Source organism: Pseudomonas kribbensis (genome assembly GCF_003352185.1).
GTDB classification, from domain to species: Bacteria; Pseudomonadota; Gammaproteobacteria; order Pseudomonadales; family Pseudomonadaceae; genus Aquipseudomonas; species Aquipseudomonas kribbensis.
On the sequence record NZ_CP029608.1, the window covers coordinates 386,114 to 412,585 of the forward strand.

Here is a 26,472-nt window from a genome sequence, read left to right on the forward strand (position 1 = left end):
GCAGGTTCCGCGCGTCAGGATCAGTAGATGCTGAACGGGAAGTACTTGTCGTTGATCTTCTTGTAGGTACCGTCGGCGACGATTTCCTTCAGTGCGGCGTTCAGCTTCTCACGCAGCGGGTCGCCTTTGCGCACGGCGATGCCGATCTTGTCGCTTTCCACGACCGGGTCGCCCTTGAACTCGTAGTTCTTGCCGGCGTCGGTTTTCAGCCAGTCATAGTTGGCGTACTTGTCGGCGAGGATGGCGTCGACACGACCGGAAGTCAGGTCGAGGTAGGCGTTTTCCTGGGTGTCATAGAGTTTGACCTGGATATCGCTACCGTAAGTGTCTTCAAGCCAGGTGCCGGCCAGGGTCGCGCGTTGCGTACCGATGATCTTGCCTTTGAGCGCGTCCTTGTCGGTTTTGAAATCGACGTTTTTCGGCGCGATGAATTGCAGCTTGTTCGAGTAGTACGGGTCGGTGAAGTCCACCGCACCCTTGCGCTCGTCGGTGATCGACAGCGAGGAAATCAGGAAGTCGAACTTCTTGGCGTTCAGGGCCGGGATGATGCCGTCCCAGTCGGAAGTGACCACGCTGCATTCGACTTTCATCTTGGCGCACAGGGCGTCGCCGATGTCTTTGTCGAAACCAACAACCTGGCCGCTGGCGTCTTTATTGTTGAACGGCGGGTAAGCGGCTTCGATGCCCATCTTCAGGGTCTCGGCCATGGCGCCGGCGCTGAACGCCAGGGAGACGGCGGCGGCCAGGAAGACCTTTTTGTAGTTCTGCATGCGGGTAGCTCCGTTAGCGGTTGCTGGACATGAATTGTTTGCAGCGCGCCGAAAGCGGGTTTTCGAACACCTGCTGTGGCGATCCTTGCTCTTCGACCAGGCCCTGGTGGAGGAACACCACTTCACTGGACACCTGACGGGCGAACCCCATTTCGTGGGTCACGAGCAGCATGGTGCGGCCTTCTTCGGCCAATGCGCGGATGACATTAAGTACTTCCTGGACCATTTCCGGGTCAAGGGCGGAGGTGGGCTCGTCGAACAGGATCACCTTGGGCTGCATCGCCAGCGTGCGGGCAATCGCCGCGCGCTGTTGCTGGCCGCCGGACAGTTGCGCCGGGTAGGCGTGGCGCTTGTCGGCGATGCCGACCTTGGCCAGCAGGGCTTCGGCGACTTCGATGGCTTCGGCCTTGCTCTGGCCGAGCACGCGGCGCGGGGCTTCGATGATGTTGTCGAGCACGCTCATGTGCGGCCACAGATTAAAGTTTTGAAACACAAAACCAATCTCGGAGCGCAGGCGATTGATCTGCTTGCCATCGGCGGCAACCAGTTCGCCATTCTTGGCTGGCTTGAGCTTGAGTTCTTCGCCGGCAACCAGGATCTGACCCTGGTGCGGGTTTTCCAACAGATTGATGCAACGCAGGAACGTGGACTTGCCGGAACCGGAGGAACCGAGGATCGAGATCACATCGCCGTCGCGGGCGGTCAGCGAGATGCCTTTGAGCACCTCAAGCTGTCCGTAGCGTTTGTGCAGGTTGCGGATTTCAAGCGCGGGCGTGGCCTCAGCCATGTGCGTTCCTCATATATGTTGCGCTCCAGCTGTTGGTTGGCCTTCCTGGCGAGGCGGCCAAGCTAGCATAGCGTTTCAATGGCAGCCAACAGCGCTACGAGCGGTAAACGGATGGCGTGTGGCAGGTTGTCGCATCAGCGCAGCAGACTGTCGCCCCGTCAACAACCGAACGGGCGTTTGAACGTTGATTCCCGTGGGTGTCGCGTAAAAAAAGGCGCGATGTTGCCACCTTTGGCGGGGTGTTGGAAGCGCTATCCGGCCGAACGTTCCTCATTCGCCCTTTTATTGTGCATCCCGCACTTTTTCAGTGTGTTTCTGGTGCGCCCGTTCGTTTGAAAAGTGAGTCGCAGGGTAACGCTTTGGCGAAAGGCCAGTATTCTCAAGGACTTGCGATGACCGTCCGGTCGCGCTAAAAACCGCGGGCCAGAAGAGTTTGAAACATTTTGGCGCAATTATTGCGTGCAGAATCTGGAACGCCCCGTTGGATTCTTTTTACGAGAAGGAACGCCAGACGGGCCGGACGCAATCGCTTTCCTCGCAAAGGTAGTTTCAATGAGCAGTACCCCAAGCTCCAATGGCCTCGAACAGGGGCTCAAACCGCGTCATGTGACCATGCTGTCGATCGCCGGTGTGATCGGTGCAGGTCTGTTCGTCGGCTCCGGCCACGCCATCGCTGCCGCCGGCCCGGCCGTGCTGCTGGCCTACGCCGCTGCCGGCATGCTGGTTGTGCTGGTCATGCGCATGCTCGGCGAAATGGCCGTTGCCTCGCCGGACACCGGCTCCTTCTCGACTTATGCCGACCGCGCCATCGGTCATTGGGCCGGTTTCACCATCGGCTGGCTCTACTGGTGGTTCTGGGTATTGGTGATCCCGCTGGAGGCCAACGCCGCCGCGACCATCCTGCACGCCTGGTTCCCGGGTGTGGAGATCTGGGCCTTCGCGCTGATCATCACCATGCTGCTGACCGTGACAAACCTGTTCAGCGTGAAAAACTACGGTGAGTTCGAATTCTGGTTCGCCCTGCTCAAAGTCGTGGCGATCATCGGTTTCATCATTCTGGGTGTGGCGGCGATTTTCGGTTTCCTGCCGAACAGCCAGGTGAGCGGCGTTTCGCACATCTTCGACACCCAAGGCTTCCTGCCAAACGGCCTGGGCGCTGTATTGGGCGCGATCCTGACCACCATGTTCTCCTTCATGGGTACCGAGATCGTGACCATCGCGGCCGCGGAATCGAAGAACCCTGGCAAGCAGATTTCCAAGGCCACCAACTCGGTGATCTGGCGGATCGGCTTGTTCTACCTCGTATCGATCTTCATCGTCGTAGCCCTGGTGCCATGGAATGATCCAGCGCTGGCCAGCCTTGGTTCCTACCAGACTGTGCTGGAGCGCATGGGTATCCCTAACGCCAAGATGATCGTCGATATCGTGGTTCTGGTCGCTGTGACCAGCTGCCTGAATTCGGCGCTGTACACCTCTTCGCGCATGCTGTTCTCCCTCGGCAAGCGTGGCGATGCACCGGCCATGGCGACCCGCACCAACAAGAGCGGTACCCCTTACTGGGCGGTGATGCTGTCCACTGGCGCGGCGTTCCTGTGCACCTTCGCCAACTACGTGGCCCCGGCTGCGGTGTTCGAGTTCCTGCTGGCCAGCTCCGGCGCCATCGCGCTGCTGGTGTACCTGGTGATCGCGATTTCGCAACTGCGCATGCGTAAACAGCGTATGGCTCGCGGCGAAAAAATCGTCTTCAGCATGTGGCTGTTCCCGGGCCTGACCTACGCGGTGATCGTTTTCATCGTGGCCGCCCTGACCATCATGCTGTTCCAGGAAGCCCACCGCGTGGAAATCCTCGCGACCGGCCTGCTGAGCCTGGTGGTTGTCGCCACCGGCATGCTCGTGGCGCGTCGTCGCAAGGCAGAAAACCGTGGTGCGGTGGTGTTGAACTGATCCGTATCGCGTAATGCAAAACGGCCGCTGTCAGCGATGACAAGCGGCCGTTTTTGTTTGCGGGCGAGGTTTATTCGCTCTTTTCTTCCTGCGTTTCGAGCGACTGGCCGTAGGTGTCCAGTGCCTTCCCGAAGTCGGTGATGAACTGCGGCTCGCTCAGCCAGGCCTGGGCCGTCTCGCGATCCATGCCATCGGCCCACATGCGGTAGTCGATCAGCATGTCGGCGGCCAGATGAGTGGCGGCCATGCCTTCGTCGTCGGCGTTTTCCATGTCCAGCAGTTCAGGATGGTCGACGATGATGAACGCCAGTTCCCGCAGCAGTGTCAGCAGCATGTCGTCGCGGCTGACGGCTTCGGCGTCGCGCATTTTGCTGAACATCGCCAGGGTGTATTCCGGGATCGGCTCGGCCAGATGACCGTGGTCATCGTCCAGGGCCAGAGGTTTGCGGCCGACCATGCGGATCTGCTTGGCTTTGGCCTTGGCGCGTTTGGCGCGTTTCTGTTGCTTGTTCAGGGATGCCATGGGAACTCAGTCTTTCTGTTGGGTTTGCGCGGCGATCGCGTCGGACGCGGCCACATAGTCTTTCTGGAAGTCTGGCGATTCGATCCAGGCCAGAGCGCCGGCTTCGTCGGTCTCGGTGGACCATTGGCGGTACTCGATCAGGGCGGCGAGGATGAAATCCATCGCGCCTTCTTCGCCTTCCTGCTCATACACCAGCTCCAGCAGCGGGTCCTCGAGGAACACGGTGCACATGGCCTGCTGGCTGATCTTCTCGGCGTCGATCATTTTCTTGAACAGTTCGGTCAGGTCCACCGACTCGAAATCGATGCGGTCGTCGTTCGGGTCCAGCTCGACCGGTGCCTCGGCGCGTTTGGTACGGTTCTGCTTGGCCTTGGTCTTGGCCCGGGCGGCGCGTTTTTGCTGCTTGTTGGCGGAAGCCATGGTGTGTGTTCCGTGATGCGTTGGAGGGGACTCAACTGCGCGGCACTTGCCGCCCCGGTGTGTTGGGGGCCAGTGCGCCGGTTTGCAGCCAGGTCAGCGCGATGGGCCATAGTGTGGCTTGGTATGCGCTGCGAAAAAAGGCGAAATGTCCGACTTCCTGTTCGCCGATGTCCTGCGGTTCGATTCGCAGGTGTGTCTTTTGGGCATTGTGGAAGTAATCGAGCAGGCGTTCGGTTGCCGGGATGGTTCCGTAAGGATCGTCGCTGATGCTGATCGCCAGGGTGTTTGCACGGACGTTGCTAAAGGGTAGGTGACCAGTTTTTGCCAGCATCACCCGACCGCTCGGACGCCGTTCATACCGCGCGCTTGGCGTGCTCCAGTCACGCACAACACCAGCGGGCGTGTCCTCCAGCCAGCCAAGACGCTTGCCGGGGAAGTAACCGCAGAACAGCGTCAGCAGCGGCATCAGCAGATGCCATTTGCCGAACATGCGCCAGCGATGTTCCGGGGCGTAATCACGCCAGTAGGCGAACTGAGCGCCGACGGTTACCAATCGTCGGATTGCTGATCCGGAGGCGCCGAGCCCCGCCGCACAACCGCCGAAGCTATGCCCGACCACATCGATCGGCTGGCCGGGAAACTCCCGCTGAGCACGATTGAGCATCGCCTCGAAATCCAGTGCTCCCCAATCTGTCCATGAAGCCTGCAGGTGCTTCATCGACTTCGGCCGCGACTCACCAATACCCCGGTAGTCGAAGATGATCACATCGAAATTGTGGACGAACAGGTAAGCGGCAAAGCGCGAATAGTGACGGCAACGCACCGAGGTGGCGGCGTTGATGATCACAACCGGGCGCTGTGGGTCAGGTGAGGCGTGGCGCCAGGTGAAGCCGCCAAGGGGATAACCATCGGCGGCGGGCTCCCGGAAGGATTCGTCCTGAACGTCGCTTGTGAGTGCGACGCTGTCCCGAGCATTTTCCAGTGCGTGCGTCTCTTGAAAACCCATGGCTCTCGACCTTCGCGAAGTAGCTGCCAACGATAGTCTCGGCAGGCCTGGTGAACAATCCGTCAGTGTTTATTCACTCGACTGATTGCGCAGGCGCTCTTCGAGTTGAAGCTGTTCACGATTCAATTCCGCTCGCAATTCATCTTCGCTCGGCAGCACCAGTTTGTAGCTGCTGGCGAACAGTTGTTCATTGCCCTACCGATCCAGGGCGCGGCTTGACCAGTTTTGCGAGGCGGATTCGTTCATGTACCACTGCCGGGCTGATTCGCTTTCGACCTGCAATATCCTGCGGTAATGGGTCCAGCTCAATTCGAGACGCAGTGCGTCTCGAATTGGAAAGAGCTGATAAAACTGCCGCATTTTTCGAAGGTTGGTTACGTCAAAGCCTTTTCCAAAGTCTGTAGTCAGCCCTTTCGCCAATGTGGCCAGCAAAAACTTTCCATACCCGGCCCGCCGGGCCCCCTGTTGTTCAAACTCGACAATATGCCGGCCGATCTGCCAGCAGGTCTGGACCTGAATCGTGTCGACCGTTCGCAATACTTTCTTTCGCGCTTCACGTATCAAGTCACCGAGGTTGCCCAGCAACGAATCGAGTTTCGGATCTTGCGCTTCAGCAGGTTCAAGTTGGCTCATCAGGTCTTCCGGCTCAGGAGAAACAGAAGCGAGAGCATGCCAAAGACCCACGGCGTGGCGATGCCGGTCATGTCTGGTTCAACTGAAGGAAGGGTGAGCGGGTTTTGCGGGATCTGACCGAAGACGGCAATGATTGGGGAATACAACGCGTAGTCCTTTTCGCACCCAGGACAACTCCCAATCAATCTAAAACCAGCCCAGCATCACAAAATCTAAACAGGAGTAACGATTGGGTTCTGCGAGAACCCGGGAGTACTCACCATGAAACGCGTCACTTCACTCATGTTGCCCGTCGCCGCTGTGGCGATTCTGATGTTCCCGCTCATGGCACAGGCCACGAGTGCCGAGCCTATCGAAAGCGCCGGCGTGCAAGTCCAGCAGCAACAGCAGAACGGGATCAATTATCTGTCCGGCGGGATTGGCCTGGACGAGTCGCGGGCCATTCAACAGTCCGCTGGTTACAACCTGCATATGACGTTCGCGGTCGGTGCGCAAAATCTGTACACCTCGGACGTTGACCTGGTGGTGCAGAAAGCGACAGGACAGCCTGTTCTGAACCTGAACCAGATCGGGCCTCTGGTTTATGCACAGTTGCCTCCGGGCAAATACACCGTGGTCGCCACGCGCAATGGCGAGGTGCGCCGGGACGTTGCCAATGTCGGCAGCGGCGCAGCCAGCAATCTGGTGTTCCATTGGGACTGGCATCAATAGCGTCGGCCAGGACGGGATTCGACCTGAATCCCGTCCTTCGCGATCACTTGCGCACTTTCCGGTAGATCCGTAATCCGAACAGCGCAACGCTCACCAGCATCAGGGGGATGAGGCTTTGCCACACGACTTCGAACCAGTACCTGCGCGGTTGCAGATCCCGGAGGAAAGTCGTGCGCGGGCCGCGGTTCGTCGTCGTAATCGAGCCACTGATCAGGCTGTCGATGATCAGGTAGATCGGCGCGCCAATGGCGAACGTGATCAACACCCCGACAAGCAGGGTCAGCCAGAATGAAGCCCGACTCTGCCGATAAGGTGGCGGATGGGGCAGGGGGACGCGGGTGCGTTTCTGGTTCATCGACGTGATGACCCTCTTCCGTAAGGGGCGGCCAAAGTATCGCGGATCCGCAATGACCGAAACCCGTCAGCGTTGAAAACTCATCGTTCAATGATTGATACTGTTTCTCATTAACGCCCGTGAAAGGATCACATTGGCTCAGTCAAACGAACCCGGACGCGCCCCTCGATGCCGCCAGCCCCCCGCCTGCTGCTTAGTTTTCAGGAGCACTACGACGACTTGCTGAACTTCCTCACCCGACGCATGAGCGACCGGCAGCGGGCGGCCGACGTAGCGCAGGAAACCTATCTGAAGCTGCTGAACATCGACGAGTCGGTGGCGGTGCTCAACGACCGTGGTTTCATCTTCCGGGTGGCGGGTAATCTGGCAATCGATACCTTGCGTCGCGAGCAGCGCTTGAGTACCAGTCCCGGCGACGATCTGGAATATTCACAAGCCGTCGATCCGGCACCGCCGCCGGAGGCAGCGTTTCTGGCCAAGGAGCGTCTGGGGATCCTCGACGACGCCCTGCAGCAGTTGTCGCCCAATGCGCGGCAGGCATTGCTGCTCAATCGCCTCGAAGGCTTGACCCAGGCGCAAATCGCCGTTGAACTGGGCGTCTCCGAAAGCATGGTGGCCAAGTACATCGGCCAGGCCCTGCGTCACTGTCGCGACTGGCTGGAGACCAACCATGCGTGACCTTTCCCTTTCCAGCCACGATGCCGCCATGACCGACCCTTCGCAAAGCCTTGAAGACACCGCACTCGACTGGGTGGTGCTGCTCAACTCGGGCAAGGCCACTGCGGCCGATCGGCTCGCCTATCAGCAGTGGTGCAGCGAAAGTCCGGTTCATCAGACGATGGCAGATGAAGCGCAGATGCTCTGGTCGATGATCGGCCAGACTACGACCGCCAGGCAGCACTCCAAAACGCACCCGGCTGCACGCCGTCGCAGGCACTGGTGGCCGGCGCTGGCCGCCTCGGTGGTGCTGGCGATTGCCGGAGTGACAGGCTGGCAGCAATGGCCGGCGCTCAGTTCCGATTATCACACCAGCGTCGGCCAGCAGCAGCGCGTAACGCTGCCCGATGGCAGCCAGGTCATTCTCAACAGCGCCAGCGCGTTTTCGCTGGCCTATTCCAATGATGAGCGCACCGTGATCCTGCGCGAAGGCGAAGCGCTGTTCGAACCAGCATCCGATCCCCGGCCGTTTGTTGTGCGCATAGGCGATGAGCGTGTGCAGGCCAGTGGCGGAGCCTTCAGTGTGCGCCGCGATGGTGACGCCGTGACACTGGTGGTCAGCACCGGTCAGGTTCAGCTCAGCGGCCAGCACCAGCCGATGCTGGTGCAAGCCAATCAGCGACTGGAGCATCAACCCGGCCAGCCACTGCTCGCCGGGCAAAAAGTCGACGCCGCAAGTCTGACGGCCTGGCAGCGCGGCAAGCTGATCTTCAACGGGCGCCCGCTGGGCGAAGTGATTGGCGAGCTGGAGCGTTATCAGCACGGCAGGATCCTGATCTCCGACCGCGAACTGGCGGCGCTGCCGGTCAGCGGTGTGTTCGAACTCAACGACCCGCAAGGCTCGCTGCGAACGCTGGAGCAACGCTATCCGCTGAAGGTCACCTACCTGCCCTGGTTGGCGGTGCTGCACTGATCTGAAACTTTTTTCATAAAACGACTGCAAGTTCCTTCCTGCCGAATCGTCGTAGTGGGACTGAGAAGAAACTCATTCTCATTGACGCATTCATTTTGGCTGGGAAGGAAGACGTGAAAGGTATGTTCAAGCAGTCGGCACAGACGCGCAGCAACCACGGCAGAAACATCGTGCACCGGACCCTGTTGGCTCAGGCGATCATCACCGGCCTGTTCGGTTCGACCCTGGTGCAGGCGCAAACCGGGGATGCTGCCGCACAGGAAACCGGTGCGCAGCAGCGCCAGGTGACGCTCTCGTTGCCTTCCCAGTCCCTCGATCAATCCCTGACCGCATTTGCCGATCAGGCCGGCTTGCGCCTGCTCTACACCACTGCCGACGTCGAAGGCGTGCAGGCCGATGCGCTGAACGGTTCGATGAGCGTCGCCCAGGCGTTGCAGACGCTGCTGGCCGGCAGCGGAATGAGCTGGGAATTCAGCGACGCGCGGACGGTGATCCTGCGCCGTGCAAAGGCACCGGCGGACGCCATGACGCTCAAGCCGATCGAAGTCAGCGTGGCTTCGCGCACCAGCACCGCCATCAGTGAGATTCCCGGCACGGTGTGGGTGGTCGATCAGACCCAGTTGCGCGAACAACTGCAAACCGGTGTCAGCCTCAAGGAGGCCATCGGCAAACTGGTGCCGGGCCTCGACCTGGCGCCGGAAGGGCGTACCAACTACGGCCAGAACATGCGCGGGCGCAACGTGCTGGTGATGATCGACGGCGTCAGCCAGAACAGCTCGCGTGGTCTGTCGCGCCAGTTCGACAGCATCTCGCCGTTCAACGTCGAGCGCGTCGAAGTGCTGTCCGGCGCCAGTGCTATATATGGCGGTGGTGCCACCGGCGGCATCATCAATATCGTCACCAAGAAGGCCACTCCGGGCCCGGCGCAATTCGAAACCCAGATCGGTGCCAGCAGCGGCTTCAACAACAGTGACGATCTCTCCACGCGCATCGCGCAATCGGTCAGCGGCGGCAACGACAATATCAGCGGTCGCCTCGGAATTGCCGGCGAGCAGAACAAGGCGTTCTACGACGGTGCCGGCAAGCAGATCTTCATCGACAACACCCAGACCGACCTGCAATACAACCGCACCATCGACGTCATGGGCAGCCTGGCGATGCGCTTCAACGACGAGCAGACCCTCGATCTGCTGGCGCAGTATTACGACTCGGGCAACAACGGCGACACCGGTATCTACTTTCCCAACCTGAAATACCAGAAGCCGTCGAATCTGGAAGACGCCGAACTGCGCAGCGGTTACTCCACCGACCTCGATCCGCGCACCAAGCGCGTGCTGCTCAATGCCAACTACCACCACAGCGATGTGCTGGGGCAGGACTTCTACCTGCAAGCGTCGTATCGCACGGAAGATAACAACTTCTACCCGTTCCCCTACTACAACACCGGCAAACCGGTAGGTTCCAAGGGCGTGTACTTCGCCGCTTCGCAACAGAACTTCGAGGTCAGCAGCCTCAAGGCGCTGTTCGCCAAGGAGTGGCAATCCTTCAAGTTCACCTATGGCGTGGACCTGGACCGCGAGCGCTTCAACGCCGAGCAGAGCACCTTCGATCAGCGCGTGTCTTCGGAAAGCGGCGGGCTGGATCTGGATACGTTGAGCAAGGCCCCGCGCTATCCGAGCTACCGCGTCGACGGTCTCTCCGGTTACGGCCAGCTCGACTGGTACGCCACGGACAACCTGACCGTCTCCGGCGGCATGCGTCGTCAGCAGATGGACGTGGATGTCGGCAACTTCAAAGGCATCGCCGGCGGCAGCAACGATTACGCGGTCAACCTGTACAACCTCGGCACCATTTACGATTTCAAGAACGGCCATCAGCTGTGGGTCAACTACGGCGAAGGTTTCGATCTGCCGGACCCCGCCAAGTTTTACGGCAAGCCGGGCCTGAGCGTCGCTGACAACCCGTTGGCGGGCATCAAGAGCCGTCAGGTGGAAACCGGCTGGCGCTACTCCGACAGCGACTGGGACGCCCAGGCGGCGCTGTATTACATCTGGTCGGACAAAGTCATCACCACCGACAGCGCCACCCTGACCATCGACGTGATCGACCAGAAGAGCCGCGACTACGGCTTCGAAGGCGCACTGACCCGACACTTCCAGAGCGGCTGGGAAGCGGGCAGCACCCTGCACCTGGTGCGTTCGGAAGAAGAGGGCGCCAACGGCGACTGGATCAAGCGCGACGCCCGCTACGCCTCGCTGTCGAAATCCACCGCGTTCATCGGCTGGAAGGGCGACCGCACCAGCGCCCGCCTGCAAGGCAATCACGCCTTCACCCTCAAGGACGACGCCGACCACAAGATCAGCGGCTACACCACCTTCGACCTGCTCGGCAGCCGCGACACCGAATTCGGTACCTTCAGCGGCGGCATCCAGAACCTGCTGGACAAGCAATACAGCACGGTCTGGGGTCAGCGGGCGACGCTGTTCTACTCGCCGACCTACGGCCCGGCGTACCTGTATGACTATCAGGGCCGTGGGCGGACGTATACGTTGAGCTGGTCGATGGCTTATTGATCGGCTGAAAAGACAAAACCCGCGATCTCTGGAAAGGGATCGCGGGTTTTTTCGGGCTGCGAGATGGGCCGGATTCCGCCGCCATCAAATTGCAGGCATAAAAAAACCCTGAATCTTGCGATTCAGGGTTTTCGGTATTTGGTGCCCAGAGACGGAATCGAACCGCCGACACGGGGATTTTCAATCCCCTGCTCTACCGACTGAGCTATCTGGGCAACGGGGCGCATTAAAAGGGTTTTTCGGATTTACGTCAACGACTTTTTTAAAATTTCTTAAATTAATTCCGTCGCTTACGATCCGACCCCCGATTTCCGCTGATTATTCCGCTGGCGGAACGTAGCCTTCGGCCTGGGCGTATTCCTCGCCGGAGAAGTACTTGTCCATTTCGCCCTGCAGATATTTGCGGTCTTCGGCGTTCATCATGTTCAGGCGTTTTTCGTTGATCAGCAGGGTCTGGTGTTTCTGCCAGTCGGCCCAGGCCTTGGCCGAGACGTGTTCGAAGATGTCCTGGCCCTTGGCGCCCGGGTACGGTGGGCGCTCCAGACCTTCGAGTTGTTCTTTGTACTTGCGGCACATTACGGTGCGGGTCATGTCGACTCTCCTGCATTCAAGACGGCGGCCGCGCGTTCGAGCAAGGTCTTGACCGGGGCGGCGAGGCCCAGGCGCGGCGGGGTGGCGAGGTTATACCAGAGCCAGTCGGCCTCGGCCACGTGACCGCCGGCTTCCTGTACCTGGACCAGCCAGGGTTCGATGGACAACTGAAAATGGCTGAAGGTATGGACGAGGCTTGGCAGCGCCTGCTGCTCGCCCAGTTCCAGCGAGTGCTGCGCGGCGAGGTGTGGCAGGTCGTCGAGGTCGTCGAGTTCCGGCAGGCTCCATAAACCGCCCCACAATCCGCTGGACGGGCGGCGGTAAAGCAGAATCGCGCCGTCCTCGTTGGCCAGCAGCGGCATCAGCGTGCGTTTCTGCGGAATGGCTTTACGAGGCTTGGGAATCGGGTAACGGGTCTCCAGGCCGAGCATGTGCGCTTCGCAACCCTTTTCCAGCGGGCACAGCAGGCAGCTCGGTTTGCTGCGGGTGCACAGCGTGGCGCCCAAATCCATCATCGCCTGGGTGTAGGCGTTGACCCGATCCTGCGGCGTGAAGCGCTCTGCGTTGGCCCACAGTTGCTTGGCGACCTTAGGCTCGCCGGGGTAGCCCTCCTGCGCGGTAAAGCGCGCCAGCACCCGTTTGACGTTGCCGTCGAGGATCGGCGCCCGCAGGCCCATGCTGATGCTGGCAATCGCGCCGGCGGTGGACAGGCCAATGCCCGGCAAGTCCGTGAGCTTCTCGACATCGCGCGGAAACTCGCCGCCGTACTGGCTGACGACGATCTTCGCGGTCTTCTGCAGATTGCGCGCACGGGTGTAGTAACCCAGCCCGGTCCACAGGTGCAGCACTTCGTCCTCCGGTGCTTCGGCCAAAGCCTCGACCGTCGGCAGCGCAGTCATGAACCGGTCGAAGTAATTGAGCACGGTGCTGACCTGAGTCTGCTGCAACATGATCTCGGACACCCACACCCGATACGGGTTGATGTTCTGTTGCCAGGGCAAATCATGGCGGCCGTGGCGGTCGAACCATTCCAGCACCGCCGTGGAAAACTGCTCCGCTCTCATCGCTTGAACAGCCCCTTCAATGCGTTTTTCAGTTCCGGGCTGACTTTGTCGCCCAGTTTCTCGTCGATTTTTTCGCTGAGCTTGTCGCCGGCCATTTTGGTCGCGACCTGGCCGAGGCGTTCGTTATCCACGCGGCAAGCCTTGGCCCCCAGTTCCAGCGGGCCACGGCAGCGTAGCGGCCATTCGATGCCGACGAATTTTTCGCCGACCTGGCAGGCCGGGTCCGGCATGGCGCTGGTGTCGCCTTCCACGATGATGCCGACGCGATAGTCCATGCCCAGCACTTTCAGGTCGATGTCGCCGTCACCGTTGACGGTCATGCCCGGGATTCGCACCTTCAGGTCCGGGTTGCTGGCGACGCCGTTGCGGAACGTCAGGTTGCCCTTGAGTTCCTGGAACGGCGTGTCCTTGCCCCGTGGCTCGCCGCTCAGGGATTTGCGGTTGAGGGTGGCGATGCCCTTGCACAGTTGCTGTTCAAGGTTGGCGTTGAGCAACACGCCGTTGTTGATCACGAAACTGGCGTTGCCGTTGAGGGTGTCGATCAGCGCCTGCTGGCTGTTGCCGCTACCGGTGACGGTGCTGGTGAGGTTCACCAGGCCTTTGACCGGCGGATTCTTGCCCTGGCTTTCGAGGATTTTTTCCACCGGCACGCGGTTGATCCGGGTTTGCAGGTTCAACAGCGGTGCATTCGGGCGCACGTCCAGCGTGCCCTTGGCTTCGAAGTCGCCGTTGTACAACTCGCCGCGCAGGTTTTCCAGGGTCAGCAGGCCGCCCTGGCCGGTGGCTTTCAGCGCGGCGTTCTGGATCGGCAATTTGTCGAGGGTCAACTGGCCGAAGGTCAGATCGGCGTTCACGTCCAGTTTGCTCAGGCGCTCCACCGGAAACAGGCGCTCGGTGCTCCAGGCGCTTTTGCTCGGTTTGTCCGGCAGCGGGGTGCTGCCGGCGCCGGCCATGGCGTCGGCTTCGGTGCTGGCGACTTCAGTCTGGCGTGCCTGGGTGGCGCTGGCGGCTTTTTCCGATTTCGGCGGCAGGTAGCGGTCGACGTTGAAGGTGTCGGCCTTGAGGATCGCCCGCAGCGATTGCTTGGCGAAGTCTTCGACGGCGATGCGGCCGCTGAAGCTGCTGTCGTCGAGTTTCAGGTTGATGTTGTCCAGCGCCAGGCTGGTCGGTGTGGCAGCGACACGGCTGACCAGCTCGACTTTGCTCAGGCTGCCTTCGGCCATGGCCGGGAGGGTCTGGCCGATGCTGTCGACGAACTTCGCCAGATCGAACTGGGCGATGGAGATCGCGCCGGTGATTTGCGGGGTCTTGTCCAGATCGTTGGCCTTCAGTTCACCCAGTGCGCGCAACTGGTTGGCGGAGATCTTGATCCCGGTCCATTCGGCGACATTTGCAGCCTTGTCCAGCAGCATCTGCCCTTGGGCGGAGAACGTCATGGCTTTGCCTTGCAGCGGATCGCCGGTCAGTTCGCCGGACAGCTTCAGGTCTTCGAACTTGTAGCGTTGCAGGGCGCGCTCGATGCGCAGCTCGCCGTTCAGCTCGGTGCGAACTCGCAGCACGGGCTGATTGGTGCTGAGGAACGCGGTGGCTTTCAGCGGAATGTTGGTCGAATCGTGCACCGCACCGGTGCTCAGCTGGATGCTTTCGGCGCTGAACTGCTTGCCGGTCTGTTCGTCGTTGTATTCAACCCGGGCGTTGTTGACGGTCAGGCTGTCGATGTCGAGGCGGATCGGCTGCGGCGGCTTTTCCGGCTGGGCAGGTGTTTCGGCGACCGGTTCGCCGGCGGCAGCTGGCGGGGTGCTGCCCGGCGCAGGGGCGGCAGTCGGCAGCTTGCCGATGTCTTCCCAGTTGCCGTGGCCATTCTTGTCACGGTTCAGGCGCAGGTTCAGGCCTTCGACGCGCACGTCGCTCATCTGCACTTCGCGGCGCAGCAGCGGCAGCACGCGCACCGACAGACCGAGCATCTGCAGATCGGCATACGGCTCGTCAGGCTTGATCAGGGTGGCGACGCTGGCCTCGTGCAATTCCAGGCCGAGCCACGGGAACAGGCTCCAGCCGATATCGCCATTGAGCGTCAGCTCGATGTGGGCCTTGTCGCGGGCTATCTGGCGGATCTCGTTTTTGTAGTCGTTGGGATCGAAGAAGTGGGTCAGGGCGAAGCCCGCCGCCACAATGATCAGCAACAGCCCGAGAAGTACCAGACCCAGGATTTTGCCGAACGCTTTCATGGGCGAGTCCTTGTAGTTAGTCGAATTCGTAATTTAGCCGGGGAGTATAGCGCTGCCTGACCCCGTGCTGGTGCTGTGTCCTGAGGAGCCTCTTGAACCGCGGCGTGCAGCGCTTCGACAACGGTCGGCGGGAGGGTTCCCCGGTGATATGAGATCAGATGACTCGAAAAAGGTGATATCAGTTTGGTTTTTCTGTCACGTGCAGATGGTAACCTTCGCCCGTTCGTCCGTCCCTCTGCGACTTTTGGTCGCGCTTCAAGGAGCTCCACCCACTAACACGGTCATGCCTGCGTGCATAAAGGCCGGGGGTGAGCAGTGGCTGACGAACACATACTAATAATTGGGGGATACACAATGAGCACGAGCATCACGGCGGACGGCCTCAGCGCCGCCCAGCCTGCGTTCCTGTCCAAGGAACGCATCATCGCCAAGCCCGGTTTCAACCGCTGGCTGGTCCCACCGGCCGCTCTGGCCATTCACCTGTGCATCGGCATGGCTTACGGTTTTTCCGTGTTCTGGTTGCCGCTGTCCAAGGCACTGGGCATCACCGCGCCGGTGGCTTGCGCGCCGGACATGGGCTTCATCGCACAAGTCTTCTCGTCGCAATGCGACTGGCCGATCTCCATGCTCGGCTGGATCTACACCCTGTTCTTCATCTTCCTCGGCTGCTCGGCAGCGATCTGGGGCGGCTGGCTCGAACACGCCGGGCCACGCAAGGCCGGCGTTGTATCGGCTCTGTGCTGGTGCGGCGGTCTGCTGATTTCCGCGCTGGGTATTTATACCCACCAGATCTGGCTGATGTGGATCGGCTCCGGCGTGATCGGCGGTATCGGTCTGGGCCTGGGCTATATCTCGCCGGTCTCGACCCTGATCAAGTGGTTCCCGGACAAGCGCGGCATGGCGACCGGCATGGCGATCATGGGTTTTGGTGGCGGCGCGATGGTTGGCGCTCCACTGGCAACCGCACTGATGAGCCATTTCGCGTCGCCAACCGGCGTGGGCGTATGGCAGAGCTTCGTGGCCATGGCCGCGATCTACTTCGTGTTCATGATCGGTGGTGCACTGGCTTACCGCGTGCCGCCAACCGGCTGGAAGCCTGAAGGCTGGACCGCGCCGGCGAAGAAAGCCTCGAATGCGATGATCACCCACCGTCACGTTCACGTGAATGTGGCGTGGAAAACCCCGCAATTCCGTCTGGTGTGGCTGGTGCTGTGCCTGAACGTGTCGGCCGGTATCGGCATCCTCGGCATGGCTTCGCCACTGCTGCAGGAAGTGTTCGGCGGCAAGCTGCTGGGCAACGATCTGCCGTTCGGTCAACTGGATGCCGGTCAACTGGCTTCCATCGCTGCCATTGCAGCCGGTTTCACCGGTCTGCTGAGCCTGTTCAACATCGGCGGTCGTTTCTTCTGGGCGTCGTTCTCGGACTACCTGGGCCGCAAGAACACTTACTTCGTGTTCTTCGCACTGGGCTTTGCGCTGTACGCGCTGATCCCGAACCTTGGTCACTTGGGCAACGTTGCGCTGTTCGTGGCGGCGTTCTGCATCATCCTGTCGATGTACGGCGGTGGTTTTGCGACCGTTCCGGCCTATCTGGCCGACCTGTTCGGCACGCAGATGGTCGGTGCGATCCACGGTCGCCTGCTGACCGCCTGGGCCGCCGCTGGCGTGCTGGGTCCGGTGTTAGTGAACTACCTGCGTGAGTATCAGTTAAGCATCGGTGTTGAACGCGCCGCGGCTTACGACATCACCCTGTACATCCTCGCCGGCCTGCTGGTGCTGGGTTTCCTGTGCAACCTGCTGGTGCGCCCGGTGGCGGACAAGTACTTCATGACCGACGCCGAACTGGCCGCCGAACAGGCGCTGGGCCACGACAAGGGTGCCGACAGCAGCACCGTGCTGGAGTGGAAAGCCGCGCCGGGCAGCAAGCCGCTGGCAATCGCTGCGTGGCTGGTGGTCGGGATTCCGTTGGCTTGGGGTGTGTGGGTAACCCTGCAGAAGACGGCGGTTCTGTTTCACTAAGTAGCCAGGCGCTGGCCTGAAAATCTTCAGGTCAGCGCCAAATCCTGTGGGAGCGAGCTTGCTCGCGATAGCGGTCTGACAGTCGACAGTGATGTTGAATGTGCGGCCCTCATCGCGAGCAGGCTCGCTCCCACATGTGTTTTCAGGGTGCCTGTAATGGCTTGTATGGACATGTCTACCCGCGACAGCCGGGGCTTCTATCCGTCAGTCATCTCACGTCTCGTGTTTCTGTTTCGGCCCCGCGCCCCTATAATGGCTGCCTTTTTCGCCCAATGATTTTGCGGAGCTGGTGATGGCCGAACGTAAGGCGTCTGTCGAGCGCGACACTCTGGAAACCCAGATCAAAGCCTCGATCAACCTTGATGGCACCGGAAAGGCCCGATTCGATATCGGTGTTCCTTTTCTTGAGCACATGCTGGATCAGATCGCCCGTCACGGGTTGATCGACCTGGATATCCAATGCAAGGGCGATCTGCATATCGACGACCACCATACCGTGGAAGACGTCGGTATCACCCTCGGCCAGGCCTTCGCACAAGCCATCGGCGACAAAAAAGGCATCCGTCGCTACGGCCACGCCTACGTGCCGCTCGATGAAGCGCTGTCGCGCGTAGTGATCGACTTCTCCGGCCGTCCGGGCCTGCAGATGCACGTGCCGTACACCCGCGCCACCGTTGGCGGCTTCGATGTCGACCTGTTCCAGGAATTCTTCCAGGGCTTCGTCAACCACGCGCTGGTCAGCCTGCACATCGACAACCTGCGCGGCACCAACACCCACCACCAGATCGAAACCGTGTTCAAGGCTTTCGGCCGCGCACTGCGCATGGCCGTCGAGCTGGACGAGCGCATGGCCGGCCAGATGCCTTCGACCAAGGGCGTGCTGTAATGCAGACGGTTGCAGTCATCGATTACGGCATGGGCAACCTGCACTCGGTGGCCAAGGCCCTCGAGCACGTTGGCGCCGGCAAGGTGCTGATCACCAGTGATGCGGACGTGATCCGCGAAGCCGACCGCGTGGTTTTCCCCGGCGTCGGTGCGATTCGCGATTGCATGGCGGAGATCCGTCGCCTCGGTTTCGACTCGCTGGTGCGTGAAGTCAGCCAGGACCGCCCGTTCCTCGGGATCTGCGTCGGCATGCAAGCCTTGCTCGACAGCAGCGAAGAAAACGACGGCGTCGACTGCATCGGCCTGTTCCCGGGCGCGGTGAAGTTCTTCGGCAAAGACCTGCATGAAGACGGCGAGCACCTGAAAGTTCCGCACATGGGCTGGAACGAAGTGAAGCAGTCGGTGGATCACCCGCTGTGGCACAACATTCCGGACCTGGCGCGTTTCTACTTCGTGCACAGCTACTACATCGCCGCCGGTAACCCGCGGCAGGTGGTCGGCAGCGGTCATTACGGGGTCGATTTCGCCGCGGCGCTGGCCGAAGGTTCGCGTTTTGCCGTGCAGTTCCACCCGGAGAAAAGCCATACCCATGGCCTGCAATTGCTGCAGAACTTCGCGGCGTGGGACGGTCGCTGGTAGATGGCCGCCAAGAAGAAACCGCCGATCCTGACCCTCACGCCCGAGCAGGAAAGCGACGCCAACCGCAAGATCCAGCGGTTCATGGAGGATCGTTTCGAACTGGACCTGGGTTCGTTCGAGGCGGCGGAAATTCTTGAGCTGTTTACCCGCGAAATTGCTCCGCACTATTACAACAGGGCGATTTTCGATGTGCAGACCCACCTCAAGGAGCGGTTTGAAAGCATCGAAAGCGACCTGTGGGCGCTCGAGAAAAACTGATTTCCGAGCCAAGCTGAACATTCAAATTTGAAGGTTTGCCAGATGCTGATTATTCCCGCTATCGATCTCAAAGACGGTGCCTGCGTACGTCTGCGCCAGGGCCGCATGGAAGATTCCACAGTGTTCTCCGATGACCCGGTGAGCATGGCTGCCAAGTGGGTGGAGGGCGGTTGCCGTCGTCTGCATCTGGTCGACCTGAACGGCGCTTTCGAAGGCCAGCCGGTCAACGGCGAAGTGGTGACCGCGATCGCCAAGCGCTACCCGACCCTGCCGATCCAGATCGGCGGCGGCATCCGTTCGCTGGAAACCATCGAACACTACGTCAAGGCTGGCGTGAGCTACGTGATCATCGGTACCAAGGCTGTTAAAGAGCCGGCGTTCGTTGCAGAAGCCTGCCGCGCATTCCCAGGCAAAATCATCGTCGGCCTCGACGCCAAAGACGGTTTTGTCGCCACCGACGGCTGGGCTGAAATCAGCCAGGTACAGGTCATCGACCTAGCCAAGCAGTTCGAAGCCGACGGCGTGTCCTCAATCGTTTATACCGACATCGCCAAAGACGGCATGATGCAGGGCTGCAACGTACCGTTCACCGCTGCGCTGGCTGCGGCCACCAGGATCCCGGTGATCGCATCCGGTGGCATTCACAACCTGGGTGACATCAAGTCGCTGCTCGACGCCAAGGCACCGGGCATCATCGGCGCAATCACTGGCCGGGCGATCTACGAAGGCACCCTCGATGTCGCCGAAGCGCAAGCTTTCTGCGACTCGTACCAAGGCTGAGGACTGACCATGGCGCTGGCCAAACGCATCATCCCTTGCCTGGACGTGGACAACGGCCGGGTCGTCAAAGGTGTGAAGTTCGAGAACATCCGTGACGCCGGCGACCCGGTGGAAATCGCCCGTCGCTACGACGAGCAGGGTGCCGACGAGATTACCTTTCTCGACATCACCGCCAGCGTCGATGGCCGCGACACCACGCTGCATACCGTCGAGCGCATGGCCAGCCAGGTGTTCATCCCGCTGACCGTCGGCGGTGGCGTGCGTACCGTGCAGGACATCCGCAACCTGCTCAATGCCGGTGCGGACAAGGTGTCGATCAACACCGCTGCCGTGTTCAACCCGGAATTCGTCGGCGAAGCGGCGCAGCATTTCGGTTCGCAATGCATCGTCGTCGCCATCGATGCGAAGAAGGTTTCGGGCCCGGGCGAAACCCCGCGCTGGGAAATCTTCACCCACGGCGGCCGCAAGCCGACCGGTCTCGATGCGGTCGAGTGGGCAAAGAAAATGGAAGGCCTGGGTGCCGGTGAAATCCTCCTGACCAGCATGGATCAGGACGGTATGAAAAACGGTTTCGACCTCGGCGTGACCCGCGCCATCAGTGATGCGCTGGGCATTCCGGTGATCGCGTCCGGCGGCGTCGGCAACCTGCAGCACCTGGCTGACGGCATCCTTGAAGGTCATGCCAGTGCAGTGCTGGCGGCGAGTATTTTCCACTTCGGCGAATACACCGTTCAGGAAGCCAAGGCCTACATGGCTAAACGCGGGATCGTAATGCGTTAAACCATACAGGCCAGTGGACAGCATGGCGTACCCGAGGCACTCTTGGGCACGCCATGGATTTCGGTAGCCCGACATGATCAAACGCCTGCTTCTCGCCCTCGCCAGTGCCTCCGTGTTGTTGATCAACACTGGCCACGCCGCAGAAAATCCCGACACCGATCTGGTGCTCCTCACCGAAAACTTCCCGCCGTACAACATGGCGAAGAACGGCAAGAATTTCGCCCAGGACGAAAACATCAATGGCATTGCCACGGACATCGTGCGCGAGATGTTCAAACGTGCCGGCATCACCTACAGCCTGACCCTGCGCTTCCCCTGGGAGCGGGTCTACAAGCTGGCGCTGGAGAACCCCGGATACGGTGCGTTCGTCATGGCGCGTCTGCCGGATCGTGAGACGCTGTTCAAATGGGTCGGCCCGATCGGCCCGGATGACTGGGTCATGCTGGCCAAGGCCGACAGCAAGATCACCCTCGAAAGCCTCAATGACGCACGCAAATACAAGATCGGCGCCTACAAGGGCGATGCGATCGCCGAGACCCTGGCCAAGCAGGGCCTGAAGCCGGTGGTGGTATTACGCGATCAGGACAACGCGAAAAAGCTTGTCAGCGGCCAGATCGATCTGTGGGCCACCGGCGATCCTGCCGGGCGTTATCTGGCGCGGCAGGATGGCGTGACCGGGCTGAAAACCGTGCTGCGCTTCAACAGCGCCGAACTGTATCTGGCGCTGAACAAGGACGTGCCGGATGCAACCGTTGCCAGGTTGCAGGCTGCGCTGGATCAAATGCGCAAGGACGGCGTGGTCGACGAGATCATGGGGCGGTATCTGTAAGCACCGCTGACTCGGCCGGCGGCTGCGAGTCGACCAGAGGTTCCACTGTCGGCTGCTTTGCAGGTTCATTCATCGGTTCAATCGGCAGCCGTTGTTCTGGCTCGGTCTTCGGCTCCTGCGCGGGTTCCGGCTCGGACGGGTAGTCAACCAGATGCAGGCTATCCATGTCGGTATAACTGAGATGACCTTCCACGGGTGAGCCATCTTCGCGCAGCAGTCGGTAGTCGCTCTGCACCAGATACACGGCGGCAAACCTTTTTTGCGCAACCAGCGCGATCACCTCTGCCTCCGAGGCGTTTGCCCACTCATAAGGGGCCGATTCCGTGTTGCAGAAACTGTCGCCCAGTCTGGCCGAGCAGACGATGACCGGTTGAGTCGTATTCATTGGCGACGGCCACTGGTTGCCGATATCGATACCGGTGTTGCGGGTGAAGGCACGCATCATCTCGAATGACTGGGCTCGGCCGGCCCTCCACCTGAATGCCTGGTGCACATCTGTGCTGTTCTTGCCCTGGCCGACGAGCAAGTAGCGGTCGGTTCTTTCCATGCGATAGAACGGTGAATGACGCAGCTGTACAAGACTGGTCATCACCGGATCGCTGACTGCGAACCACGGTAGCCGGACGACTTGCGTGACTTTGGAGGGGGGGAGTGCGGCGGCGGCATCAAGTCCGGTGAGTACCGGGGCGGGCGGTGGTGTGTCGACCTGAAGCGGAATCGGCATCCGCAAGGCATAGGCCGTCATGGGGGCTTCGGGTTTGCTGTAGCCCCTGACGCCGATGAAGGTGCCAGGGGCAAAGAATATCTCCCCGGCGGGTGCGGTCGGAGGCTTGATACTCCAGGTGCTGAAGTCCCGGTCGGCTCCGCTGCCCTTGTCGCTCCAGACCAGGGCGTTGGCGCTTGAGGCGACAACCAGATCGGCCCGTACGCAGCGAACGGCATTGAAGGAAGGCTTGCTGCTTTCGTTGGAACAGACCATTCCGAGTGCGACATAACCTTCGGGCGGGATGGGTCGCCAGACGGAGCAGTCACCGTTGGCGCGCGAACCTGAATCACTCCATACCCATTGGTAATCATCAGGCCTGCTCAGTGCCGGCCCCTTGCCGGTTCCGGCATTTTGCGGATCCCCCTCGCGCACGACTGCCATCACCGTTTTGTCGTTGATATTGTCCCGGCCGGAGACGACGAGATCACCCAGCGGAAAATAGCCGGGCAGCAGGTCGGGAGCCGGTGTCGGGCGCCAGAAGCTGCCGGGTTTTGAGTTCGAGCCGGTGTTGTCCCAGATCCGGTGAAACTCGGTGGTGAAATTGATCAGCAGGTTTTCAACCGCAATGGGTTCCATCTGCCGAACAGATGAGTTGAGAGAGGTTTGGGTGTTCATGATTGATCCCGAATAAAGCGGCCTGAAGTCGCCGCGACGGGTCTCAATATCCGGGTGTGGAGGGGGCTGGCTGCGGTATCTATCTATTGCTTCGTGACAGCTTGTTACCGATAGACACCGTCTTTGCCATGGGCCGCCGTGGCGCGATTGCTGCGCACACTGATCATCTGCCTGATGTCGATCCACTCGATGCCTTGAACCTTCAGCTTCGGCAACTCCCGCTCCAGCACCGCCAGCGTCTGTGGATAAGGATGGCCAATCATCACCGCCGAACCCTGTTTGCGCGCCAGACTGATTGCTGTCTGCAACTGGGTGTAGATTGCCGCTTCGGTGCGCTCGTCATCGAGAAACACGTCCCGCGAAACGCTCGCCAGATCGATTTTCTGCGCCTGTTGCGCGGCGACGGTCTGGGCGCTGGTGCGGCTGTCGACGAAGAACTTGTGACGGCGCTGCAACTCACCCATCAGCCATGCCATCGCCACCGGTTGTGCGGTCATGCGACTGCCCATGTGGTTGTTGATGCCGGCGGTGTACGGGACCATTTTGAACGCGGCGTCGAGACGCCTCTCAAGCTCTTCGATGGGCAGTTCAGGGTGCCAGGCGAACGGGCCGGTGGCCGGGTCCATCGGCATGTGCAGGATCACGATCTTGCCGGCGCGATGGGCTTCGCGGGCGAATTCGGTGGCGTGCGGGGTGTCGGGCATGATTGCCGTGGTCACGGGCCCGGGCAGGGCCAGCACGCGACGATCCCGAGGCAGGTTCTGCCCCAGGTCGTCGATGATCAGTGTCAGGTAGGCTTTTTGCGGTGTCGGTCTGGCAGGTTCTGCGTGAACAGCACCCGCCAGACAGCACAGCAGGACAAAGACGAAACGCAAAGACATCCTCAACGGCCGGACGTGATGCTCAGGCCTTTGAGCAGGCTCAGGGCCTGGGCCAGCTGGTAATCGTCATCCTGCGGCATGGCTTTCGGCTTGCCGCCGGAGCCGGTCGGTTTGTCCGCGCCGCCGTTGCCGTTGCCCAGGTGACCCTGCAGGTCGGCTTCCTTGAAGTAGTCGCCGTCCGCCTCGTTGGTGATCTTGGCCTTGCGCACTTCGATGTCCGGGACGATGCCCTGGGCCTGGATCGAGCGGCCATTCGGCGTGAAGTACAGCGCGGTGGTGATCTTCAGCGCACGGTCGTTGTTCAGCGGCAGCACGGTCTGCACCGAGCCCTTGCCGAAACTGGTGGTGCCCATGACCACGGCGCGTTTCTGGTCTTGCAGGGCGCCGGCGACGATTTCTGAGGCCGAGGCACTGCCACCGTTGATCAGCACAACCATTGGCACCGCTTCGCTTTCGTCCTTGCCGGTGGCGGAGAAGCGCAGCTCGGAGTTGGCGATCCGGCCCTTGGTGTAGACGATCAGGCCTTTGGTGATGAAGTGGTCGACCACTTCCACCGCTGCCTGCAGCACACCGCCCGGGTTGTTGCGCAGGTCGAGGATGATGCCGTTTAGTTTCTTGCCGTTGTCCTTGCGCAGCTTGGCCAGGGCCTTGGAGACTTCTTCGCCGGTCTTGACCTGGAACTGGGTGATGCGGATCAGGCCATAACCCGACTCGAGCAGTTGCGCCTTGACGCTCTTCACCTGGATCACTGCGCGGGCCAGGGTCACGTCGAACGGCGTGCCACCATCGCGGACCAGGGTCAGGGTGATTTTCTGGCCGATCTTGCCGCGCATCTTGTCCACGGCTTCGGTCATGGTCTGGCCACGGGTCGGTGCGCCGTTGATCTTGACGATGAAGTCACCGGCCTGGATACCGGCCTTGGATGCTGGCGTATCGTCGATTGGCGACACGACCTTGATGAAACCGTCTTCCGAGCCGACTTCGATGCCCAGGCCGCCGAACTCACCGCTGGTACTTTCCTGCAGCTCGGTGAAATCTTCCGGGCCGAGGTAGGCCGAGTGCGGGTCGAGGTTGCTCAGCATGCCTTTGATGGCGTTTTCAAGCAGGGTCTTGTCGTCCACCGGCTCGACATAGGCGGCCTTGATCCGGTCCATGACCTCGGCAAAGGTGCGCAGCTCTTCCAGCGGCAGCGGGGCCTTGGAAGTCGCGGCGGTGCCTGCCGGAGCGACAGCCGGGGCCGGTTGAGCGGCGAACGCCAGAGGCGCGCCGATCACCAGGGCGATCGTCAGGGCCAGCGAGGTAAGGCGGGACAAATGCAGCATGTCGAACGAACTCCTGAATTAGGCGACGCGCTTATCCTTGCGCGTGACACCATTGCGCCGGATCACTCGGGTGACCCTGCTGACGAATTGCGAAATACAGCGCTGGTGTGTCCTGCCCGCCACTGTTACCGACAGTGGAGATGGACTCACCGGCTTTTACCACGTCACCAGCCGACTTCAGCAGCGTCTGGTTATGACCGTAAAGGCTCAGAAAACCGTTGCCGTGATCGAGGATCACCAGCAGCCCGGCACCGCGCAACCAGTCGGCAAACACCACGCGCCCGCCGTGTACGGCATGCACCTGGCTGCCGGCGGCGGCGCTGATCATCACGCCGTCCCACTTGGTGCGGGCATCGTCGCCACGGGTTTCACCGAAGCGTGCCAGCAGTCGACCATCAACCGGCCATGGAAGTTTTCCCCGAGTGGCAGCAAAAGGGCCGCCAAACGTCTCGCCGCTGCTGGAAACCAGCGCGCCAGGGGTTGGTCTGGCTTTTGGGCGTGGGGCGTCGCTGGTGTCCGAGTCCGCATCGGCGCGGGCCTGGGCCTCACGTAAACGCTTTTTTTCGGCTTCCTGCTGGGCGATCAGCGCTTTCTGCCGCGCTTCTTCTGCCTCACGGGCCTGGCGGGCCAGGGTTTCTTCAATGGTTTTAAGGACTTTAGACAGGTCTGCCTGATCCTGCTCGCGGGCGGCCAGTTTCTGGTCGCGGGCTTTCACGTCGTCATTGAGCTTGGCCAGTACTTGCTGGCGCTCCTTGCGAACCTTGTCGAGGGCGTCACGCTGGGTGTCGAGGTCGCTTTTCTGCACCAGCAACTGGGCTTGCTGCGAGGAAATGTCCTTTTCGACATTGGCCAGCTGGCGCAGGGTCTCGTTGAAATTCTTCAGCTGCTCCAGGCGGGCCTGGCTCAGGTAGTCGTAATAGGTGAGGGTGCGGGCGAATTTCTCGGGATTCTGCTGGTTGAGCAGCAGCTTGAGGTATTCCTGCCGGCCGTTCTGATAGGCCGCGCGGGCCTGGATGGCGATCAGTCGCTGCTGTTCAGTGCGCGCGCTCTGGAGTTTTTTTTTCTCCGCATCGAGCCGCTGCAGCTCGGATTCGCTCTTTTTCAGCTCTTTTTGCAGGGCATCGACCTGCTTTTCGAGCTTGCCCATCTCGGTTTCGGTGCCCTTGAGCTCCTTTTGCACCCCGGATTTTTCTTCCTGGAGCTTGCCCAGCAGCTTTTTCAGCTCGGCGATGTCCTGACGCGTGGCGTCCAACTGCTGTTGGGTTTGCGCACGCTCGTCAGCGAAGGCCGGTTGGAGCAGGCATGTCAGAGCGAGGGCGATCAGGACGCGAAGCATAGGGGCGGGCGGCACCAGGGTAAGGGACGGCCTAGTATGCCCGCCCCACGCGGCAAAAAAAACGCCTCAAAGCCAACTGCTTTGAGGCGTTCGTCATAAAAAGCCGTTTCAGGCTGATTACAGGGCG

The 26,472-nt window shown here is 60.8% G+C and carries 24 protein-coding genes, 1 tRNA gene and 2 pseudogenes; 12 read left to right on the forward strand and 15 right to left on the reverse strand.

The window, feature by feature from the left end:
- Window positions 1-20: 20 nt before the first annotated feature.
- Window positions 21-770 carry an ABC transporter substrate-binding protein gene (locus DLD99_RS01830; RefSeq protein WP_085712750.1) on the reverse strand — a complete coding sequence of 250 codons (750 nt, stop codon included), beginning with the start codon at window positions 768-770 and terminating at the stop codon, window positions 21-23.
- A gap of 13 nt (window positions 771-783) precedes the next feature.
- Window positions 784-1,557, reverse strand: a complete 774-nt coding sequence (locus DLD99_RS01835; protein ID WP_007939465.1) for an ABC transporter ATP-binding protein — start codon at window positions 1,555-1,557, stop codon at window positions 784-786.
- A 552-nt stretch (window positions 1,558-2,109) separates the two neighbouring features.
- On the opposite strand from DLD99_RS01835, the gene gabP reads away from it, so the two are divergent.
- A complete protein-coding gene (gene gabP / locus DLD99_RS01840) occupies window positions 2,110-3,501 on the forward strand; it encodes a GABA permease (RefSeq protein ID WP_114881080.1) in 1,392 nt (463 codons plus the stop codon).
- 70 nt (window positions 3,502-3,571) lie between these two features.
- Here gabP and DLD99_RS01845 read toward each other — a convergent pair whose 3' ends face one another.
- The 4 genes and pseudogenes from DLD99_RS01845 to DLD99_RS01860 form a co-directional block, all read right to left on the reverse strand.
- Window positions 3,572-4,024 carry a hypothetical protein gene (locus tag DLD99_RS01845; RefSeq protein ID WP_114881081.1) on the reverse strand — a complete coding sequence of 151 codons (453 nt, stop codon included), beginning with the start codon at window positions 4,022-4,024 and terminating at the stop codon, window positions 3,572-3,574.
- A 6-nt stretch (window positions 4,025-4,030) separates the two neighbouring features.
- Complete coding sequence (locus tag DLD99_RS01850; protein ID WP_114881082.1) at window positions 4,031-4,444, reverse strand: hypothetical protein; 414 nt, start codon at window positions 4,442-4,444, stop codon at window positions 4,031-4,033.
- 31 nt (window positions 4,445-4,475) lie between these two features.
- Window positions 4,476-5,450 (reverse strand): alpha/beta hydrolase family protein, encoded by a 975-nt coding sequence (locus DLD99_RS01855; RefSeq protein ID WP_114881083.1) that lies wholly within the window; start codon window positions 5,448-5,450, stop codon window positions 4,476-4,478.
- A 198-nt stretch (window positions 5,451-5,648) separates the two neighbouring features.
- Window positions 5,649-6,083 (reverse strand): annotated as a pseudogene (locus DLD99_RS01860) (DUF1016 N-terminal domain-containing protein); the annotation flags it as partial.
- Window positions 6,084-6,344: 261 nt separating this feature from the next.
- Between DLD99_RS01860 and DLD99_RS01865 the strand changes: the two are divergent.
- A complete protein-coding gene (locus tag DLD99_RS01865; RefSeq protein WP_114881085.1) occupies window positions 6,345-6,794 on the forward strand; it encodes a carboxypeptidase regulatory-like domain-containing protein in 450 nt (149 codons plus the stop codon).
- 43 nt (window positions 6,795-6,837) lie between these two features.
- Here DLD99_RS01865 and DLD99_RS01870 read toward each other — a convergent pair whose 3' ends face one another.
- Window positions 6,838-7,149 carry a hypothetical protein gene (locus DLD99_RS01870; RefSeq protein ID WP_114881086.1) on the reverse strand — a complete coding sequence of 104 codons (312 nt, stop codon included), beginning with the start codon at window positions 7,147-7,149 and terminating at the stop codon, window positions 6,838-6,840.
- A gap of 168 nt (window positions 7,150-7,317) precedes the next feature.
- Between DLD99_RS01870 and DLD99_RS01875 the strand changes: the two are divergent.
- The 3 genes and pseudogenes from DLD99_RS01875 to DLD99_RS01885 form a co-directional block, all read left to right on the forward strand.
- Window positions 7,318-7,812: pseudogene (locus DLD99_RS01875) on the forward strand (RNA polymerase sigma factor); the annotation flags it as partial.
- Between the two features lie 7 nt (window positions 7,813-7,819).
- A complete protein-coding gene (locus DLD99_RS01880) occupies window positions 7,820-8,779 on the forward strand; it encodes a FecR family protein (protein WP_114881088.1) in 960 nt (319 codons plus the stop codon).
- 122 nt (window positions 8,780-8,901) lie between these two features.
- Window positions 8,902-11,352, forward strand: coding sequence for a TonB-dependent receptor (locus DLD99_RS01885; protein ID WP_114881089.1), 2,451 nt, complete (start codon window positions 8,902-8,904; stop codon window positions 11,350-11,352).
- A 139-nt stretch (window positions 11,353-11,491) separates the two neighbouring features.
- Here the strand turns inward: DLD99_RS01885 and DLD99_RS01890 are convergent.
- The 4 genes from DLD99_RS01890 to DLD99_RS01905 form a co-directional block, all read right to left on the reverse strand.
- Window positions 11,492-11,567: transfer RNA gene (locus DLD99_RS01890), tRNA-Phe, on the reverse strand.
- 103 nt (window positions 11,568-11,670) lie between these two features.
- On the reverse strand, window positions 11,671-11,943 hold the full coding sequence (locus DLD99_RS01895; protein ID WP_085712761.1) for an oxidative damage protection protein: 273 nt from the start codon (window positions 11,941-11,943) through the stop codon (window positions 11,671-11,673).
- Entirely contained in the window at window positions 11,940-13,007 is a 1,068-nt protein-coding gene (mutY, locus tag DLD99_RS01900; RefSeq protein ID WP_114881090.1) for an A/G-specific adenine glycosylase, read from the reverse strand. Before mutY ends, DLD99_RS01895 begins: the two co-directional genes overlap by 4 nt.
- The gene (locus tag DLD99_RS01905) at window positions 13,004-15,235 is read right to left on the reverse strand and encodes an AsmA family protein (protein WP_114881091.1); all 2,232 of its coding nucleotides are present in this window, start codon (window positions 15,233-15,235) and stop codon (window positions 13,004-13,006) included. The genes mutY and DLD99_RS01905 overlap by 4 nt, the downstream gene beginning before the upstream one ends.
- A gap of 354 nt (window positions 15,236-15,589) precedes the next feature.
- Between DLD99_RS01905 and DLD99_RS01910 the strand changes: the two genes are divergently transcribed.
- The 7 genes from DLD99_RS01910 to DLD99_RS01945 all read left to right on the forward strand — a co-directional run bounded on the left by DLD99_RS01910 (window position 15,590) and on the right by DLD99_RS01945 (window position 21,425).
- Window positions 15,590-17,254 carry an OFA family MFS transporter gene (locus DLD99_RS01910; protein WP_085712763.1) on the forward strand — a complete coding sequence of 555 codons (1,665 nt, stop codon included), beginning with the start codon at window positions 15,590-15,592 and terminating at the stop codon, window positions 17,252-17,254.
- A gap of 292 nt (window positions 17,255-17,546) precedes the next feature.
- A complete protein-coding gene (gene hisB, locus DLD99_RS01920; RefSeq protein ID WP_039764670.1) occupies window positions 17,547-18,140 on the forward strand; it encodes an imidazoleglycerol-phosphate dehydratase HisB in 594 nt (197 codons plus the stop codon).
- Entirely contained in the window at window positions 18,140-18,778 is a 639-nt protein-coding gene (hisH, locus tag DLD99_RS01925) for an imidazole glycerol phosphate synthase subunit HisH (RefSeq protein WP_114881092.1), read from the forward strand. The genes hisB and hisH overlap by 1 nt, the downstream gene beginning before the upstream one ends.
- Window positions 18,779-19,036, forward strand: coding sequence for a DUF2164 domain-containing protein (locus tag DLD99_RS01930; protein WP_085712766.1), 258 nt, complete (start codon window positions 18,779-18,781; stop codon window positions 19,034-19,036).
- A gap of 42 nt (window positions 19,037-19,078) precedes the next feature.
- Complete coding sequence (gene hisA, locus DLD99_RS01935; RefSeq protein WP_114881093.1) at window positions 19,079-19,816, forward strand: 1-(5-phosphoribosyl)-5-[(5-phosphoribosylamino)methylideneamino]imidazole-4-carboxamide isomerase; 738 nt, start codon at window positions 19,079-19,081, stop codon at window positions 19,814-19,816.
- Window positions 19,817-19,825: 9 nt separating this feature from the next.
- Window positions 19,826-20,596, forward strand: coding sequence for an imidazole glycerol phosphate synthase subunit HisF (hisF, locus tag DLD99_RS01940; RefSeq protein WP_007909211.1), 771 nt, complete (start codon window positions 19,826-19,828; stop codon window positions 20,594-20,596).
- A 73-nt stretch (window positions 20,597-20,669) separates the two neighbouring features.
- Window positions 20,670-21,425 carry a substrate-binding periplasmic protein gene (locus DLD99_RS01945; RefSeq protein ID WP_114881094.1) on the forward strand — a complete coding sequence of 252 codons (756 nt, stop codon included), beginning with the start codon at window positions 20,670-20,672 and terminating at the stop codon, window positions 21,423-21,425.
- Here DLD99_RS01945 and DLD99_RS01950 read toward each other — a convergent pair.
- From DLD99_RS01950 to DLD99_RS01965, 4 genes are all read right to left on the reverse strand, one after another.
- A complete protein-coding gene (locus DLD99_RS01950; RefSeq protein ID WP_114881095.1) occupies window positions 21,406-22,806 on the reverse strand; it encodes a Vps62-related protein in 1,401 nt (466 codons plus the stop codon). The genes DLD99_RS01945 and DLD99_RS01950 overlap by 20 nt on opposite strands.
- 104 nt (window positions 22,807-22,910) lie before the next feature.
- On the reverse strand, window positions 22,911-23,687 hold the full coding sequence (locus DLD99_RS01955; RefSeq protein ID WP_114881096.1) for a divergent polysaccharide deacetylase family protein: 777 nt from the start codon (window positions 23,685-23,687) through the stop codon (window positions 22,911-22,913).
- 2 nt (window positions 23,688-23,689) lie between these two features.
- On the reverse strand, window positions 23,690-25,009 hold the full coding sequence (locus DLD99_RS01960) for a S41 family peptidase (RefSeq protein ID WP_085712771.1): 1,320 nt from the start codon (window positions 25,007-25,009) through the stop codon (window positions 23,690-23,692).
- A gap of 31 nt (window positions 25,010-25,040) precedes the next feature.
- Window positions 25,041-26,345, reverse strand: a complete 1,305-nt coding sequence (locus tag DLD99_RS01965; RefSeq protein ID WP_085712772.1) for a murein hydrolase activator EnvC family protein — start codon at window positions 26,343-26,345, stop codon at window positions 25,041-25,043.
- Window positions 26,346-26,472: the final 127 nt, after the last annotated feature.